The organism is Scopulibacillus cellulosilyticus (genome assembly GCF_042665295.1).
GTDB classification, from domain to species: domain Bacteria; phylum Bacillota; class Bacilli; order Bacillales; family Sporolactobacillaceae; genus Scopulibacillus_A; species Scopulibacillus_A cellulosilyticus.
On sequence record NZ_JBHTCO010000019.1, the window covers coordinates 1 to 16,163 of the forward strand.

At 39.9% G+C, this 16,163-nt stretch carries 14 protein-coding genes; 7 read left to right on the forward strand and 7 right to left on the reverse strand.

Annotation, left to right across the window (positions count from 1 at the left end; genetic code table 11):
• Positions 1-194: 194 nt before the first annotated feature.
• Complete coding sequence (locus ACFQRG_RS14300; RefSeq protein ID WP_380967173.1) at positions 195-1,655, reverse strand: catalase; 1,461 nt, start codon at positions 1,653-1,655, stop codon at positions 195-197.
• 156 nt (positions 1,656-1,811) lie between these two features.
• Positions 1,812-3,146 (reverse strand): TIGR00366 family protein, encoded by a 1,335-nt coding sequence (locus tag ACFQRG_RS14305; RefSeq protein ID WP_380967175.1) that lies wholly within the window; start codon positions 3,144-3,146, stop codon positions 1,812-1,814.
• A gap of 443 nt (positions 3,147-3,589) precedes the next feature.
• On the opposite strand from ACFQRG_RS14305, the gene ACFQRG_RS14310 reads away from it, so the two are divergent.
• From ACFQRG_RS14310 to ACFQRG_RS14335, 6 genes are all read left to right on the forward strand, one after another.
• Positions 3,590-4,651 (forward strand): iron ABC transporter substrate-binding protein, encoded by a 1,062-nt coding sequence (locus tag ACFQRG_RS14310; protein WP_380967177.1) that lies wholly within the window; start codon positions 3,590-3,592, stop codon positions 4,649-4,651.
• Positions 4,651-6,204, forward strand: a complete 1,554-nt coding sequence (locus ACFQRG_RS14315) for an ABC transporter permease (protein ID WP_380967180.1) — start codon at positions 4,651-4,653, stop codon at positions 6,202-6,204. Before ACFQRG_RS14310 ends, ACFQRG_RS14315 begins: the two co-directional genes overlap by 1 nt.
• 48 nt (positions 6,205-6,252) lie before the next feature.
• Positions 6,253-7,329 carry an ABC transporter ATP-binding protein gene (locus ACFQRG_RS14320; protein WP_380967182.1) on the forward strand — a complete coding sequence of 359 codons (1,077 nt, stop codon included), beginning with the start codon at positions 6,253-6,255 and terminating at the stop codon, positions 7,327-7,329.
• A gap of 393 nt (positions 7,330-7,722) precedes the next feature.
• Positions 7,723-8,514 carry a fumarylacetoacetate hydrolase family protein gene (locus ACFQRG_RS14325; RefSeq protein ID WP_380967184.1) on the forward strand — a complete coding sequence of 264 codons (792 nt, stop codon included), beginning with the start codon at positions 7,723-7,725 and terminating at the stop codon, positions 8,512-8,514.
• Complete coding sequence (locus ACFQRG_RS14330) at positions 8,511-9,281, forward strand: fumarylacetoacetate hydrolase family protein (RefSeq protein WP_380967186.1); 771 nt, start codon at positions 8,511-8,513, stop codon at positions 9,279-9,281. Before ACFQRG_RS14325 ends, ACFQRG_RS14330 begins: the two co-directional genes overlap by 4 nt.
• 81 nt (positions 9,282-9,362) lie before the next feature.
• Positions 9,363-9,749 (forward strand): 5-carboxymethyl-2-hydroxymuconate Delta-isomerase, encoded by a 387-nt coding sequence (locus ACFQRG_RS14335; protein ID WP_380967189.1) that lies wholly within the window; start codon positions 9,363-9,365, stop codon positions 9,747-9,749.
• A 205-nt stretch (positions 9,750-9,954) separates the two neighbouring features.
• Here the strand turns inward: ACFQRG_RS14335 and ACFQRG_RS14340 are convergent, their stop codons facing one another.
• Positions 9,955-12,000: a CocE/NonD family hydrolase gene (locus ACFQRG_RS14340; RefSeq protein ID WP_380967191.1), complete on the reverse strand. Its 2,046-nt coding sequence runs from the start codon at positions 11,998-12,000 to the stop codon at positions 9,955-9,957.
• A 295-nt stretch (positions 12,001-12,295) separates the two neighbouring features.
• On the opposite strand from ACFQRG_RS14340, the gene ACFQRG_RS14345 reads away from it, so the two are divergent.
• Positions 12,296-12,997 carry a TetR/AcrR family transcriptional regulator gene (locus tag ACFQRG_RS14345; RefSeq protein ID WP_380967193.1) on the forward strand — a complete coding sequence of 234 codons (702 nt, stop codon included), beginning with the start codon at positions 12,296-12,298 and terminating at the stop codon, positions 12,995-12,997.
• 111 nt (positions 12,998-13,108) lie between these two features.
• On the opposite strand, the gene ACFQRG_RS14350 is transcribed toward ACFQRG_RS14345, so the two are convergent.
• The 4 genes from ACFQRG_RS14350 to ACFQRG_RS14365 form a co-directional block, all read right to left on the reverse strand.
• Positions 13,109-13,600, reverse strand: coding sequence for a flavin reductase family protein (locus ACFQRG_RS14350; RefSeq protein WP_380967195.1), 492 nt, complete (start codon positions 13,598-13,600; stop codon positions 13,109-13,111).
• A 117-nt stretch (positions 13,601-13,717) separates the two neighbouring features.
• Entirely contained in the window at positions 13,718-15,112 is a 1,395-nt protein-coding gene (locus ACFQRG_RS14355; RefSeq protein WP_380967197.1) for a purine-cytosine permease family protein, read from the reverse strand.
• An 85-nt stretch (positions 15,113-15,197) separates the two neighbouring features.
• Complete coding sequence (locus ACFQRG_RS14360) at positions 15,198-15,428, reverse strand: hypothetical protein (RefSeq protein WP_380967199.1); 231 nt, start codon at positions 15,426-15,428, stop codon at positions 15,198-15,200.
• A 149-nt stretch (positions 15,429-15,577) separates the two neighbouring features.
• Complete coding sequence (locus ACFQRG_RS14365) at positions 15,578-16,141, reverse strand: NADPH-dependent FMN reductase (protein ID WP_380967202.1); 564 nt, start codon at positions 16,139-16,141, stop codon at positions 15,578-15,580.
• Positions 16,142-16,163 lie beyond the last annotated feature (22 nt).

Consider the following 16,163-nt stretch of genomic DNA (forward strand, 5'->3'; position numbering starts at 1 on the left):
TTTAGAATTTGTTTAATAACACCACTTTTATGTTTCCCCATGTTCCCACCCCAAGGTAAATCTACGAACATTTTACCGAACAATTATCCACAAGTCGACATTTTATAGTTTCCTAAACAATAAAAAAGGCAGGCTGCTATAAAAGCTGCCTGCCTTCGGAATAGATTGAGAGAATTAAATTTTTTCTTTTATACTTACTTACCGGTATTAATAGAAATACCCAGGCCTTCAGCTACGCGTTGGCCATATTCAGGATCCGCTTTACGGAAATGTTCAATTTGCCGTAATTGGATTTCTTTCTTAACCGGACGCATGGCATTAACAATGTTGTCAACTAAGCGTCCTCGTTCTTCTTCACTCATCAAACGATATAAGTCACCTGGCTGGGTATAGTGGTCGTTCTTATCATAAGGCACACTTTCCGCAATACCGGAAACCGGCAGCGGTGCCTGGGCAGCGTCTGAGACCTCTTGCGGTCCATTGAAACTGTTAGGTTCATAGTTTCCAGAACCTCCGCCATTATCGTCGAAGCGCATCGCTCCATCGCGCTGGTAGTTATTCACCTCATTTACCGGACGATTGACAGGCAGCATTTGGTAGTTTGTACCAATTCTGTAGCGGTGTGCATCATTATATGCAAATAATCTGCCTTGCAACATTTTATCAGGTGAAAAATCAATCCCAGGGACAATAGTCGCCGGAGAGAAAGCAGCTTGCTCAATTTCCGCAAAGTAGTTTTCAGGATTTTTGTTTAATACCATCCGGCCAACTTCAATAAGCGGATAGTCTTTATGCGACCAGACTTTTGTTACATCAAACGGATCAAATTTATAATGTTCTGCATCTTCAAGAGGCATGATTTGCACATACAGTGTCCATGCTGGGTAATCGCCTTTTTCAATAGCGTTATACAAGTCTCGTGTTGCATGATCAGGATCTTCGCCGGCTAATTTTACCGCTTCTTCAGCAGTTAAATTTTCTATACCTTGTTCTGTTTTGAAATGATACTTTATCCAAACGGATTCACCGTCTTCATTCGTCCATTTAAACGTATGGCTCCCAAAGCCGTGCATATGTCGCCAAGATTTTGGCGTACCGCGATCTGAGAATAGCGTAGTTATCTGGTGTAATGACTCAGGAGACAAAGAGAAAAAGTCCCACACCGCATTTGGATCCTTGCAGTTCGTTGCCGGATTTCGCTTTTGTGTATGGATAAAATCCGGGAATTTAATGGCATCGCGGATAAAGAATACAGGTGTATTATTACCGACAAGATCGTAGTTGCCATCCTCAGTATAAAACTTCAGTGCAAATCCCCGCGGGTCCCGTTCTGTATCTGCTGATCCTTTCTCACCTGCCACTGTTGAAAAACGGGCAAGCATCGGCGTGCGTTTTCCAACTTTTGATAGAAACTTGGCTTTCGTCCACTTTGTTACATCGTTAGTTACCTCAAAATATCCGTGCGCTCCTCCGCCTTTCGCGTGTACAACCCGCTCAGGAACACGTTCGCGATTAAAGTGTGCCAGTTTTTCTACCAAATGAACATCTTGTATTAAAACCGGGCCTCTTGATCCGGCTGTTATTGAGTTTTGGTTATCGGCAACCGGAGAACCGGTATTCGTCGTTAAGTATTTTTTACTGTTTGGATCGGTCATTATGCAATCACCTCATAAATGAAATTTATATGGTTACATGTATTATTATAATAGTTATGTTATAAAAGTAAATATCTTTTTATAATAATTATAAACTAATTAACCCATGTAATTCCATTTTACGGTAACCATCATAGCTTATTAGTGAAATATAACTTAGAAAAAAGATATCCCAATAGCAAAAATAATACCCGAAACAATCAAAGTGGTTACACAATATCCCATAATATCCCTGACCCCTAGTCCAGCGATGGCCAGTGCCGGTAAAGCCCAAAATGGTTGAGCCATATTCATCCAAGCTTCCCCGTAAGCAATTGACATAGCGGCAACACCCGGGTCAACCCCAAGCTGTTTGGCAGCTGGCATGATGAATGGGCCTTGAACTACCCAGTGTCCGCCCCCGGAAGGTACAAAGAAATTTACAACTCCGGAACTAAGAAAAGCAAAAAATGGAAACGTCGCATGCGTTGAGATAGAGATAAATGCGTTTGTTAACATACCGCCTAATCCCGAAAGTTCCATCATTCCTTGAATTCCCGCATAAAAAGGGAATTGAATGAGAATACCTGCCGTCCCTTTGACACCATTTGATACAGCATTCATATATGATATTGGTGTACCGTGTAGAAGTAATCCTGTTGTGAAAAAGAGCAGGTTCACTGTATTTATATCAATATTAAATCCTTTGGTTATAAAGTAATAGATCAAATAAGAATAGCCAAGAAGTGAAATGATAATACAAAGTATACGGCTGTTCTCCATTCGGACAGCAAATGTTTTTTCACCTGACGATTCGGCAGTTTTAGATGTTTCCTTTGTTTCATCTTCATCTAGAAGTTTCGGATCAATACCTACTATATCTTTCCCTCTAGGCATCATTAACCGTGTCATGATCGGCAAGACTATCAGCAAGGCAACCGTAATAAAAATATTATAATTTGCAAAAATCGTTTTTGACAGCGGTATTAATCCTCCAACTGTTTTCTCCATCGGATTACCCGGGGTAGCGGCTTCTAAAGGAATCGATCCAGAAAGACCGCCATGCCATGTAAGAAACCCAATATACGCACAGGCAATAAGAAATCGATAATCCGTACCAGGAACCCGTTTTGCCACTTCTTTTGCAAATAATGCTCCAACAATAAGTCCAAATCCCCAGTTAATAAAGCAAGCAATAGATGCTCCTAAGGTTACGAGAATAACACCTTGCCCAGGTGTTTTCGCAAGACCAGCAATAATCCGCAGCCATTTTTTCACAAGCGGTGAGCTGGCAAGGGCATGACCCGTGACAATGACTAGACTCATTTGCATGGCAAAGGCTAGCAGGTTCCAAAATCCGCTTCCCCAAAAATTAACCATGTCAATCGGGCTATGATGAGTAAATACAATTCCAGAAACAAATAAAATGAGTGTCAGAAGCAATGCAAATACAAATGGATTGGGTAAAAATCTTTGCACTAAAGCCGTAAAAAAGTTTGATAGTGTCCTCATTATATCCTCCCCTGCAATTAAACAGATTTATAATAAAAAGATAATTTTTTAATAGACTAAAGCTGATTATGCCTGGAAAATTCGGGCTGAAGAATTCATTAGCAAAACATTAAAATATGTAAAACTGCCTGCATATAAGTTTTATACCCCCTCATAAATCCCATTATTAGAAACATAAGGTATTAATTCGGTAAATTATTTCCATAGTCCTCTTAAAAAAGCTCATCTATTTAAAGAATTAGATCTATCAGCGGCTGTTTCTCTTTAAGCCCTTTCTCCTATTCTATTCCCTTAACTTCTTTAAAAGTTAAATGCCATATTCAAATTTATGATTGACAAGATAAATATATAATGAAATAATGAAACTGCCCTGGTTGATAATGATTATCATTACCAATCTAAACGCATATAATTAACATTCAACTACATAAGGAGGATGACTAATGGGATCAACTAAAAAACTACGGTATGGACTCATGGTTGGGGCAACCGTTTTATCGCTAGGTGTAATGAGCGCATGCGGCAATGCAAATGATTCGTCAAAAGCTAGTAAATCGGAGTCTTCTCAATCAGATTCAAAAACTTTAACACTATATAACGGCCAACACGAACAAACGACAGATAAATTGGTGAAGGCTTTTGAGAAAAAGACCGGCATCAAAGTGAAAGTCCGTAATGGCGGAAGCAGTGAGCTGGCCAACCAAATTACAGAAGAAGGCAAAAATTCGCCTGCGGATGTCTTTTATTCTGAGGAATCCCCGCCTCTTTCAATGCTTGCAGAAAAAGGGATGCTCGCTAAGGTTAATTCAAATACCCTTAAGCAGGTACCTAAACAGTACAGTGATAAGAACGGCGATTGGATTGGCGTTACAGCGCGGACGCGTGTTGCCGTCTACAATACTAATATGATTTCTGAAAAAGAATTGCCTAAGTCTGTTCTTGACTTTGCTAAACCGGAGTGGAAAGGTAAAGTCGGCTATGTTCCAACCAGCGGTGCCTTCCAAGAACAAATCGTCGCTATTGCAAAAACTAAGGGTGACGCTGCAGCTAAAAAATGGCTGGAAGGACTTAAGAAATACGGTAAGAAGTACAACAATAATGGCGCTGCATTAGATGCGGTTCGCCGCGGCCAAGTGGCAACAGCTCTTATCAACAACTATTATTGGTTCCGCGAAGCTAACGAATTAGGCAAAGATAAAATGCATTCTAAGCTATATTATTTCGGCAACCAGGATCCAGGCGGATTAGTCACGATTTCCGGCGTCGGGGAACTTAAATCAAGTAAACATAAAAAAGAAGCAGATGAATTTCTTAAATTTATAACAAGTAAAGAGGGGCAAGAGGTTCTTGCTAAAGACAGTGAAGAGTACCCACTGCACCCGGGTGTCACATCTAAATATAATCTTAAACCGTTTAATGAACTCGAACCGCCTCATATCTCACCTTCCGATTTAGGTGACGGTCAAAAGGCATTAAAACTTGAGCAGGAGGTCGGATTGAGTTAATGTCTGGGGCAGTTTCAAGCGGTAAGCGCCATCAGCGGAGGAAATTTCACTTTCCTCCGCTATGGATGTTTGTGCCGACAATTATCGTCATCTTATTGGTCTTAATGCCCTTAGCTTATATTGTGTTAAGAGCAAAGCAAGCAGGATGGCATACCGCGGTTGAATTAATTTTTCGTCCAAGGGTCTATGAGCTCCTTGGCAACACTGTTCTTTTGACTGTTACAGTTACAGCGGCTTCAATAATTATCGGTTTAGTAACAGCCTGGTGTGTTGAACGAAGCAACTTACCAGGCCGAAGGATATGGAATGTCATTCTTACATTGCCTTTCGCAGTTCCTGCTTTTGTCAGCAGTTACAGCTGGGTCTCTTTGAGCCCTAAACTCCAAGGATTTGGAGGTGCGGCTTTAATATTAACTCTATCAAGTTACCCGCTTGTGCATCTTCCAGTAGCGGCTTCATTACGAGGCATGGATCCGGCACTGGAAGAAACAGCACGCTCATTAGGTTACGGCCAGTGGCGTACTTTTTGGCGGGTCACACTGCCGCAAACACGCCCTGCTTTATTTGGCGGCGCCTTGCTGATTGCTTTACACATGCTTGCGGAATTCGGCGCTTTATCATTATTAAGATTTGAAACCTTTACAACCGCTATTTATGATGAGTATCAGCTGGCGTTTAGCAATGCTTCGGCAGCCATGCTTGCAGCGGTATTGCTCGTCCTTTGTCTCATATTACTCTTTTTTGAGGTCATTATACGCGGTCGGGCGCGTTATGCTAGAATAGGAAAAGGCGCAGCTAGAATACAAAAACATGTACCGCTCGGTAAATCAATGCCATTAGTCATCGCTATTTTTTTTATACTTTCCTTCTTGGCAATCGGCGTGCCAATGATCATGCTCGTCTATTGGTTAATTGTCGGAAGCTCAAGGGCTTTTCCAATCCATGAGTTTTTGACGACCATTTTTTCTTCACTCGGATTGGCCTTCGGCGGTGCCCTATTGACAACTATTTTTGCGATTCCGGTTGCAGTACTTGCTGTTCGTTATCGCGGCAGCCTGGCAACGTTAGCCGATAGGCTCCCATATATGCTGCGTGCGGTACCAGGACTTGTGATTGCACTTGCCCTTGTATTCTTTTCTGTTAATTATGCTTATTCTTTGTATCAAACAACATTTCTTCTGTTAATTGGGTATGCATTATTGTTCCTGCCGCTTGCCTTAACATCCATTAAAGCTGCTGTTGAACAGGCGCCGCCGCGGTTGGAAGAAACCGCCCGATCGCTTGGAAAACGTCCGCTGCGGGTATTTTTCTCGGTTACTCTGCCGCTTATTTTACCTGGAATTGGGTCGGGAGCGACGCTGGTTTTTCTTGAAGGAATGAAAGAACTGACTGCAACTTTATTGCTTCGGCCGACAGGGGTTGATACACTGGCTACCGAGATATGGACACATACATCTAATACTGAATATGCAGCGGCAGCTCCGTTTGCGGCACTGTTAGTTCTTGTTTCAGGTATACCCGCTTATTTACTTACTCGGCATAAAAATAAATGATGAAATAAGAAACTTTAGTATGAAACCGTTTGTTGGGGGGATTTTATAATGAAAGATTTGCGGATAACGTCACTCAATAAGTCTTTTGGAAAAGTTAACGTATTGCGTGATGTTAATTTACATGTGCCATCCGGTCAAATTGCGGCTGTTCTTGGGCCTTCCGGATGCGGTAAAACGACCTTACTCAGAACGATTGCCGGATTTGAAGAGCCTGACCGCGGCTGCATTGAAGTGGGAGAAATAACTGTCTGTGACAACAGCCGCAGTCTTCCGCCGGAAAAAAGAAGAATCGGTTATGTCCCGCAGGAAGGTGCACTGTTCCCCCATCTGACAGTTGCTGACAATGTTGCTTTTGGATTACCGCGTAAGCTGCGCCGTTTAGGCCGTGTTGAAGAGATGCTGGAATTAACGGGAATGGCTAATCTTGGCCGCCGTATGCCGCACGAACTTTCCGGCGGGCAGCAACAACGTGTCGCCCTTGCTCGTGCACTGGCACCTTCACCTTCACTGATCCTTTTAGATGAACCGTTCAGTGCATTGGATGCCGGACTGCGAACAACTCTGCGTGAAGATGTCCGTACAGCACTAAAGGAATCCGGTACAACAGCTGTTATCGTCACCCATGATCAGGAGGAAGCTCTTTCAATGGCTGATGTGGTATCAGTCATGAAAAGCGGGCAAATGATTCAAACTGCCGATCCTGTTACATTATATAAGTCCCCTGTCGATCTTGACATTGCTACATTTGTCGGTGAAACAACTCAACTTACAGCAAATGTGCATAATGCCTGTGCCAATTGTATACTTGGTCAATTACCTATTCAGGCATGCTGTATGGCTTCAGTTAACCAAGCAACTATCATGATCCGCCCAGAACAATTTATCATCCAGCAACCGGAGGAAGGCATCCGTGCACAGGTAACCGCAGTGAAATATCTTGGTCATGACGCATTGCTTACTTTGCGCATTCTTGACGATAATCCTCAAGAAGATCTTGAAGTCTCCGCCAGGGTAAGCGGCCTATCCAACTATAAAATTGGCGATATTGTCGGTCTAAAAGTGGACGGTGAAGTCATGGCTTACCCTTCTGAAAACAAACGAGATCAAATGACAATTTCTGTATAATAATAAAACCATCCCTCGATTCTTTTTAAGGGATGGTTTTATTAAAATGACTTATTTTGCTAATATTCCGCTCTTTAAATATCATATATTATGTCAAATGGCATACTGACTACTCCCTATTTATTAATAGTTCATCCCGGAATATAATGAAATAATCTCTATTAACGTCTGTTAAACAGTTTAATATAAATAAATGTACTTAAGGGTTGTGCATTGAAAATTAAAATAATATATGCTATCGTATATGATATATTACAACCCTTCTGAAAATTAACGAAATTGCTTCATTGTACAACTGCAGGCTACACATGAATAAGGTTGAATCCTCGAATAACTCACTTTTCTTATTATGATGTATCAATTTTTTGTATCTATTAATCGTGGGGTGATTATATGAAGAAAGCAACAACTAAGTTTCGCGGTTCAAGACAGACAACCGAGGTTTATGTCAATCCGGCTGACGGTACTGCCGTTTTAAATGATATGTATAATAGTTTAAAAGATTTGCCATGGGATGTTCCTGTTTCAGGTACAATCTACGGGACTGCATTGAATTACAAAGGTGCACTCGCTGCTCTGGGTGAATCTGTTAATGAAAAGCCTTATCAAGCACCGCCCAAAGCACCTATTATGTATATAAAGCCAGTAAATACTATCATTAGCTATGGTATGCCGATTCCATTACCTACAGATTTTTCAGAGGTTGAAATAGGTCCAGCGCTCGGTATTGTCATTGGGCAAACAGCGACACGCGTAAGCGAGGAACAAGCCATGTCTTACGTCGCCGGTTACACGATCGTTAATGATGTCAGCATTCCTCATGAAAGCGTTTACCGACCAGCTGTAATGCAAAAGGCCCGTGACGGCTTTTGTCCAGTAGGTCCTTGGGTTATCGAGCGTGAAGCTGTCACAAATCCGGATGAATTAAATATAAGGGTTTTTATCAATGGTGAATTAAAACAACAAAACAATACGAAAAATCTTATCCGGTCTGTCCGCCGGTTAATTTGTGATGTGACAGATTTTATGACATTGAATGCCGGCGACGTTCTTCTTGTTGGTGTTCCAGAAAATGCGCCGCTTGCTAAAAAAGGTGATGTCGTTAGGATTGAAATTGATGAAGTAGGTATATTAGAAAATCATGTTGTAAACGAAAACGAGCTGGTTAAGGAGGTCGTACGATGAAACGAGCACGAGTTGCATACGGCGGCGCTATTCATGATGCCTCTGAAGTAAATGGCCAATTAAAACTTAACGATGGCCGAATTGTCTCTGAAAATGATGTTGTTTGGCTTCCTCCAATACAACCTCGTACGGTTTTTGCCCTTGGATTAAATTATGCTGATCACGCCAATGAATTGGCATTTAAAGCGCCAACAGAACCGTTAGTCTTTTTGAAAGGTCCGAACACATTCATCGGTCATAATGGGCAAACACGCCGTCCATCGGATGTGACTTACATGCACTATGAATGTGAGTTGGCTGTTATTATCGGAAGAAAAGCACGCAACGTAAAACGGGAAGAGGCTTATGACTATGTCAAAGGCTATACTGTTGCAAATGATTATGCGCTTCGGGACTATTTGGAAAACTACTATCGTCCTAACTTAAGGGTAAAAAACCGTGACACCTGTACACCAATCGGTCCATGGCTTGTTGATGCTGAAGATGTTCAAGATCCAATGAATCTAACCCTTCGCACCTACGTTAATGGCAAAATAACACAAGAAGGAACGACAAGTGATATGATTTTCAGCATTCCCGATCTGATTGAATATCTTAGCGGATTTATGACATTAAATGAAGGTGATGTCATCCTTACCGGTACCCCTAAAGGGTCAGTTGATACTGCTGTCGGCGACGAAGTAGTCACGGAAATAGAAGGTATTGGCCGGCTTGTAAATACCATTGTCGGCGATGAAGCATTTTCAATTGCCGGTTCTGAAAATTAAATTACCAGTTTCGCATGGTATGCCTCTCATTTGACATCATATTATTTGCAAACCGCAAGTTAATAGAAAGGAGCTAAAATCATGCCGCATATTATTGTAGAATATACGGATAACATCAAGGAAGAAGCCAATATCCCGGAACTATTAAAAAAGCTTAACGGCGTTCTTATATCACGGAGCCGCATTTTCCCGACTGGCGGCATTCGTTCAAGAGCCATTGAACTCCATGATTACTATATTGCCGACGGCTCTGAAGATGATGCTTTCGTTCACGTCACTTTTAAAATCGGCTCGGGACGTTCCGAAGCCGATAAAAAAGAGACATGTGAAGCACTCTTCGATGTGATTAAATCACACTTTGCCGAACTGTTCGAAAAACGCTATCTCGCCCTTTCTTTAGATTTAGTTGAATTCGGCGAGGGCGGCACCTATAAACATAACAATATTCATAAGCGTTTTAAAAAGTAATACTTGCTTACCTTGAAAATAATTGATAATTAAAAAGTAACACATAAATAAAACAGCGACTTTTATTCTTTAGGCCGCTGTTTTACTTTAACCATTTAAACCACTTGTTTTTCAAACTAATTCTTCCGTAACGGCTAAAATGAAAAGTGTTGGAATATTCCTCTTTAATTTAGATTCCACTTTTTTCTCCCCATTCAGTCGCTCTTTACAATCCCAAACGTTCAATCTTTTGATCCCATTTTTTGCTAAATGTTGGTTGATCGTTTTCTTTAATATCCATTTCTCCAACAATCATAAAGCTTTCCTTATTAGACGTTTGTGTAATGGTAATATCCGCGTCAATCCACCAACCTTCACGGCCAATTTTCATTTTTTGATAAATGGTATATTTAGCTGAAAGCGGATCTGCGTTACTTAATATCAACTCTCGTTTCAGATTGTGTTCAACCGTCACATCGATGTCATCAAAGCGATAGACGCCTTCGCCAAATACACCGCCTACACCATTTGTTATACAAGTCCACGTATCGGTTAAAATATCATAAGAAAGGGAACGATCGACTATTCCTTCTTTAATAAAAGTGGTCGGTGTTAAAGGCGCACTTTGCGGATTCATATTAGGCCCTGCTGTCTGACTCCCCTTAAAGATTGGCAACGAAAGTTTAGCCGTTGCTAGATTCAACGTAAGCGTTGCCTCTTCCGGCATCGGCCAAAACATTGGCCAAAACGTTGTCGCTAATGATAAACGTACGCGGTGTCCCGTCTTAAACTTATGTCCGCAACAGTCTAAATCAACAAATGCTTTAACCTTTTCACCTGGGTTTAACAAGTCAATTCGATCATGACCATTTAAATGTGTTAAATTCATAACGCCATATGATACGCGAGTAACCGCTCCATCCGGTGCTACATCTGAGAGTTGAGCAAAAAGCATTGCCTTCGGTTTGTCGCTGGTCAATTCTACTTCAAACCTCGGGTAACCAACAATTTCCAATGAGTTTTCTAAAAGATCTCCTTCAAATACCATCGCCATCCCATCATCCAAGCGTTGATCTGACGGACTTTCTCCAAGTACTCCGGCACCCATCCATTCACCTGCTAAAAGGCCATGATTTAATGGCGTTTTCAATAGTACTTGTTCTTCTTTTTTATCTCGTTCATCCAGCAATTTCCCATGGGTCATTTGATACGTCTTCGTCACAACTTCGTTTGTTGGCCATGATTCAAGTCCGACCCAACGCCCTTTACTTATAGGTTTAATCGAAGAAGGCGGCATGCTATCTTCAAGCCATACATTAACCATAGGCCCATCCATTACATCATTCTCTTTTCCTTTCAGCCAATGATCCCACCATTTAACCGCTTCTTGCAAAAAGCCTATTGCAGGTCCCGGAACGCCATCATGAGGATAAACATGAGCCCATGGTCCAATAATCCCTTTTCTAGGTACTGATAGCCCTTTCATTAAACTTAATACGGTATTCGTATATGCATCTTCCCAGCCATCAATCGCTAGAACGGGTACTTCAATGTCTTGGTAATTTTCACAAACGGAACCATGCTTCCAATACACATCTCTTGTTGGATGCTCCATCCATTTCGCCATCCACAATGGCATATTTTCCAATCTTTCCAACCATTTTTCACGCCAGCTATTCCCGACAATATGAGGATCAAGGGGACGTAATTGATACGCTAACATAATAGACCCCCACCAGAAATTGTCGTTTAATAGACAGCCGCCTTTATAGTGAATATCATTGGTATAACGGTCATCGGTAAAGCCGACCGTAATAATAGCTTTTAAAGCTTTTGGTCTTCTCGCCGCAACCTGGAGAGAATTAAAGCCTCCCCACGATTTCCCCATCATACCAATATTTCCATTGCACCAGCTTTGGTTCGCAATCCAATCAATAACTTCCAGTGCATCATCTTGTTCCTGCTTTAAGTATTCATCTTTTAATAAACCATCCGACTCCCCGGATCCTCTCATATCGACTCTGACAACGGCGTAGCCGTGACCGGCAAAGTAACCGTGCATCGGCTCATCTCTTGCTCTTGTACCATCCGTTTTGCGATACGGAATGTACTCTAGAATAGCCGGTACTTTTTGACCTTCTTCAACCTCAGGCAGCCAAATACGGCTGGAAAGCCTGGTTCTATCTTCTAAAAATATCCAATTGTTTTCAATAGTTTGATAATTATAAGGAAACTGCATGATAATTTCTTTTTCTTTGTATTCGGCAGACATTTTATCTCCTCCTCTTAGTAAATTGACTGTTCGACAAATTTTTAAATTTCTTGATTTAAATAAGTTGTAACCGCTATCAATAAAAGTTACAATAAATTCATGGTTATTTTCTAATCATGATTAGAAAATAACCATGAATAGTATATCATTTGGAAATATTCTATACAACCCAAATTTTTTAAAAAGCAACTTGGTAAATAAGCTTGACGTATTTTACTTTGAAATTACCATTTTTATAGCATTTATCAAAAGTAACCAAGGATTTGATATTTTTTTCAATTGAGGGGGAATTAGTTTGAAAAAAAGGGAAATTCAATTAAGCCGCATGTGGAAATACTTCGTAGACGCAACAGCAGAAATTATAGAACAAGAAGGTGTGGAAAATGTAACCATAAGGAAAGTTGCGGATAAGGCCGGCTATAATAGCGCAACAATTTATAACTATTTTTCTGAAATCTCTCATTTAATCTTTTTCGCTTCGATGAGATTTATGAAAAGCTACACTGATGAGGTAGCTCTTTATATTCAAAAAGGGAAAGATCCAATTGAAAAGTATTTATTGGCTTGGGAATGTTTTTGCAATTACTCCTTTAAACAACCGCAAATTTTTCATGCTGTATTTATTATGGACTTAGGAGACCATCCGGAAAAACTGCTCAAACACTACTATCAAATCTATCCAAATGATTTGATTAACATTCCCGAAGATTTAAAACTGATCTTGTTTGAACGAAATATGTCAAAAAGAGGGCGCTCTCTACTAGAAGTTGCATTAAAAGAAGGATACATTAAAGAGGAAAATATTGATTCGATTAACGAATTAACCATTTTAATATGGGAGGGGATATTTACAAATATCTTAAATAATCGAAAAAGTTATGAGTTTCAAGAAGCCACAAAAATTGTGATGAACTATATATCGGAAATTGTCATGAACGCCAACATTTTTAATTTCCAAAAATGGGATTATACGAAATCACAATCCAGTATAAGTTAATTTTAAAAAGGGATTAATCATCTATCTATGATTGATCCCTTTTTCAGTTATTAGAACTATACCATACTTTCTTTCAAAAAGGGCATTTCTCTCTTTACAATGGTCAGTCAGCTATTTTCCTATAATCATTCTGCTACTTTCCAGCCTTGCATACTTTCCCCTATAAAAAATCAGAGGATCTCCGTCCTTAACCGCTCCATTTTTTGTCTCTCCAATAATAATTGTGTGATCGCCGCCGTCATAACGTGATTTAACAACACAATCAAAATACCCAAGAACGTCCTTTAAAATTGGAGATCCGGTAACATCCTCTTCATATCCAATCCCTTCAAAGCGATCAATATTTTTCTTTGAAAATTGCCTGGACAAGTTTTCTTGTTCTGCCGATAAAATATTAACCGCAAAAATATTTGATTTCATAAATGCATCATATAGACTTGAACTTTTCGCTATATTAAACAATATTAACGGCGGATTCAATGATAAAGATGTAAATGAATTGGCTGTCATACCGATTGGATGACCACATTCGCTTTTGGTTGTAATAACAGTTACACCCGTTGCAAAGCTTCCCGATATATCTCTAAATTGACGTTGATCCATTTTGCTCCTCCTAAACATTTATAGGCTATGGAAATGATTCATTAATGACTGAATTCATCGTATCAATTTTTATAAGACCTCTCCACCCCATTGGGCCTTCTGAATAAATCATATTAATCACGATTGTTCCACCTCTTCATTATTAATGATAATTTTACTGCTGTCAGATGATTTGATCTTGCGTTTCATCGGAAAATAATACAAAATAAACGGCAGAATTAAACCAATTGCCCAAGCAATATCAGCACCATGAAGGATTCTCGCGATTGGTCCTGTATAAAAAGAAGTTTTCATAAAAGGAATTTGTAAAACTATAGATATAATATATGCACTGATGGTGACCCAATTGACTTTTCCATATTTACCGTTAAGGTCAAAAATATCTTTAATACTGTAGTGACCTTTACGCAACAAATAATAATCAATGAGATTAATTGCCGTCCATGGGATTAAGCAGTATCCTAAAAACAATATAAAATTTGAGAATATCGCCATGAAGCTGTTTTGTCCCCAAATTGTTAATACTGCTCCTAAAAAGGTAATGGTTAAAATGAACAGGCCCCGAACCAATGGTGTCACTCTAAATTTTGTAAAAGGTTCCAAGACTGTGATTGTAGACATAAACGCACCATATAAGTTAAATATATTAATAGATAATTGTCCAAGAACAATGACAATAAACATAGGAAACACGACAGAACCGCCGAATACGATATGCGCTAAATGACTGCTTGGGTTATCAAGATAATGAGGAATCGCCAATGCCAGAGAAGCCCCGATAACTTCCATCCAAACCGATCCGAGAACCGTTCCAAGGAATGTGTACCAAAAGGTCCCCGATGCAGATGTATCAACCGGTAAATATCTTGAATAATCCGCAACATAAGGAGCAAACGATAGCTGCCATGCCGCATTCATGCTGACACCGAGCATAAAAAGGATGGGATCGAAGCCGCCTGGTGACCAGCTGCCTTCCGGGACCGGCAAGCGAAAGGCAATAATGGTTACAATAAAAAATACTATTAAAAAGATCCAAGAGAAATACTTTTGCAATTTGTGAATCAGATCGTATCCAAAGAGAACAACAAGAAATGTAGCCGCACTTAGAATTATTATTGCCGGCGTTAAAGGAATTTTGAAAGCGCTGGCTAAGGCTTGGGCGCCTAGCAAGCCGCTGCTGATTAAATACCCAAAGTAAATGAACATTGCGCTAATTAAAGGAATGATCGCCCCAATTACCCCGAATTGGGCCCGGCTTTGGATCATTTGCGGTATGCCTAATTGAGGACCTTGGGCGGAATGAGAAGCAACAAACAATGCGCCAATGGCATTGCCAATAATGATTGCCGCAATAGTCCAAAACAAACTGTGCATTAATGTAAATATAACAGCACCTGTGACAAGGGTTGTCAAATGCATGTTAGCTCCAAACCAAACCGGAAATAGGTGTCTTGCTTTCCCATGACGTTCTTCAACAGGAATGAAATCAATACTTCTTGTTTCAATTTTCAAAGGGCTACCTCCATTGAGTAAATTTTCAGGAACAAAACCTTTAAAGACTTTGAATCCTCACCCTATTATTCAACCAATATTCACATTAAGCGCTTTCAAAATTTTGCTTTTTACCATTTAAATACCATGAATTCCCTTTATTAATGGCCATACCTTTCTTTCGAAGTCTTCTTAAACGCGATGCAACATGGGATTTGAATTGTCCATTATCAATTTGGCTTGGGTGGATACAAGTCTCGCAATACCGTAAGATCCTTTTGTAACTCGATCCCGGATGTTCTTGCAGATAATTAATAATTAAAATTGAAGTTTTCAAATCGGCTCCCCCTTTCAATTCCTTTAAAATATTAAGATATTTAAGGAGACAGAACTTTAAATGACTTAAGAGAAATGAGAAACCTGCAGCATCCTGCCTCCTAAATTTGTCATTCAATAGATTAACAATCTTTTCATCTCTTTATGACATCATCCTGCAAATTGAACATGCTGCAAAGGCATTTTTAAAGCCTTCTGCATAAATACGACTTCTTCAGCCAAATGAGCCATTCTTGTTATAACATCTTGATCAATAATCTCTTTTTTCTCATTAAAGTGGTTATCATTCACATAGACATAACCTGGTGCAACATAAGACCTGAAATATCCCATAATAGGTTTTAATTGATTTTCAATAACTAAATAATGTTGAAAAGTTCCACCTGTTGCTACAAAACCTACCACTTTATTTCTTAAGGCGGTCACCGGAAGTAAATCAAAGAGATTTTTCAGTGCACCGGTAAAAGATCCTTGAAATATCGGTGTACCAATGACGTAAAAGTCTGCTTGGCAAATGGTGTCAATAACTTTTTTTGTATCTCCTGTATAGGTTGCCGGGTCGCGTCCATCACAAAACTGTAAATGATAATGTTTAAGATTTAGAAATTCGATGTCTAAATCAGGATAAAATTCCCGGGCATTATTTAAAACCTTTTGAACGGCAATTTCCGTTTTCGAACCAGTAATCGTTCCTGAAATACCTAAAAGCTTCATTATAAGAGCCTCCTATTTTGTA

Excerpts from the sequence above, each read along its gene's own strand:
- ACFQRG_RS14340 (WP_380967191.1), bottom strand. The coding sequence starts at position 12,000 with ATGTCTGCCGAATACAAAGAAAAAGAAATTATCATGCAGTTTCCTTAT.
- ACFQRG_RS14305 (WP_380967175.1), bottom strand. The coding sequence starts at position 3,146 with ATGAGGACACTATCAAACTTTTTTACGGCTTTAGTGCAAAGATTTTTA.
- ACFQRG_RS14350 (WP_380967195.1), bottom strand. The coding sequence starts at position 13,600 with ATGGATCAACGTCAATTTAGAGATATATCGGGAAGCTTTGCAACGGGT.
- ACFQRG_RS14320 (WP_380967182.1), top strand. The coding sequence starts at position 6,253 with ATGAAAGATTTGCGGATAACGTCACTCAATAAGTCTTTTGGAAAAGTT.
- ACFQRG_RS14300 (WP_380967173.1), bottom strand. The coding sequence starts at position 1,655 with ATGACCGATCCAAACAGTAAAAAATACTTAACGACGAATACCGGTTCT.
- ACFQRG_RS14315 (WP_380967180.1), top strand. The coding sequence starts at position 4,651 with ATGTCTGGGGCAGTTTCAAGCGGTAAGCGCCATCAGCGGAGGAAATTT.
- ACFQRG_RS14310 (WP_380967177.1), top strand. The coding sequence starts at position 3,590 with ATGGGATCAACTAAAAAACTACGGTATGGACTCATGGTTGGGGCAACC.
- ACFQRG_RS14325 (WP_380967184.1), top strand. The coding sequence starts at position 7,723 with ATGAAGAAAGCAACAACTAAGTTTCGCGGTTCAAGACAGACAACCGAG.
- ACFQRG_RS14335 (WP_380967189.1), top strand. The coding sequence starts at position 9,363 with ATGCCGCATATTATTGTAGAATATACGGATAACATCAAGGAAGAAGCC.
- ACFQRG_RS14330 (WP_380967186.1), top strand. The coding sequence starts at position 8,511 with ATGAAACGAGCACGAGTTGCATACGGCGGCGCTATTCATGATGCCTCT.
- ACFQRG_RS14365 (WP_380967202.1), bottom strand. The coding sequence starts at position 16,141 with ATGAAGCTTTTAGGTATTTCAGGAACGATTACTGGTTCGAAAACGGAA.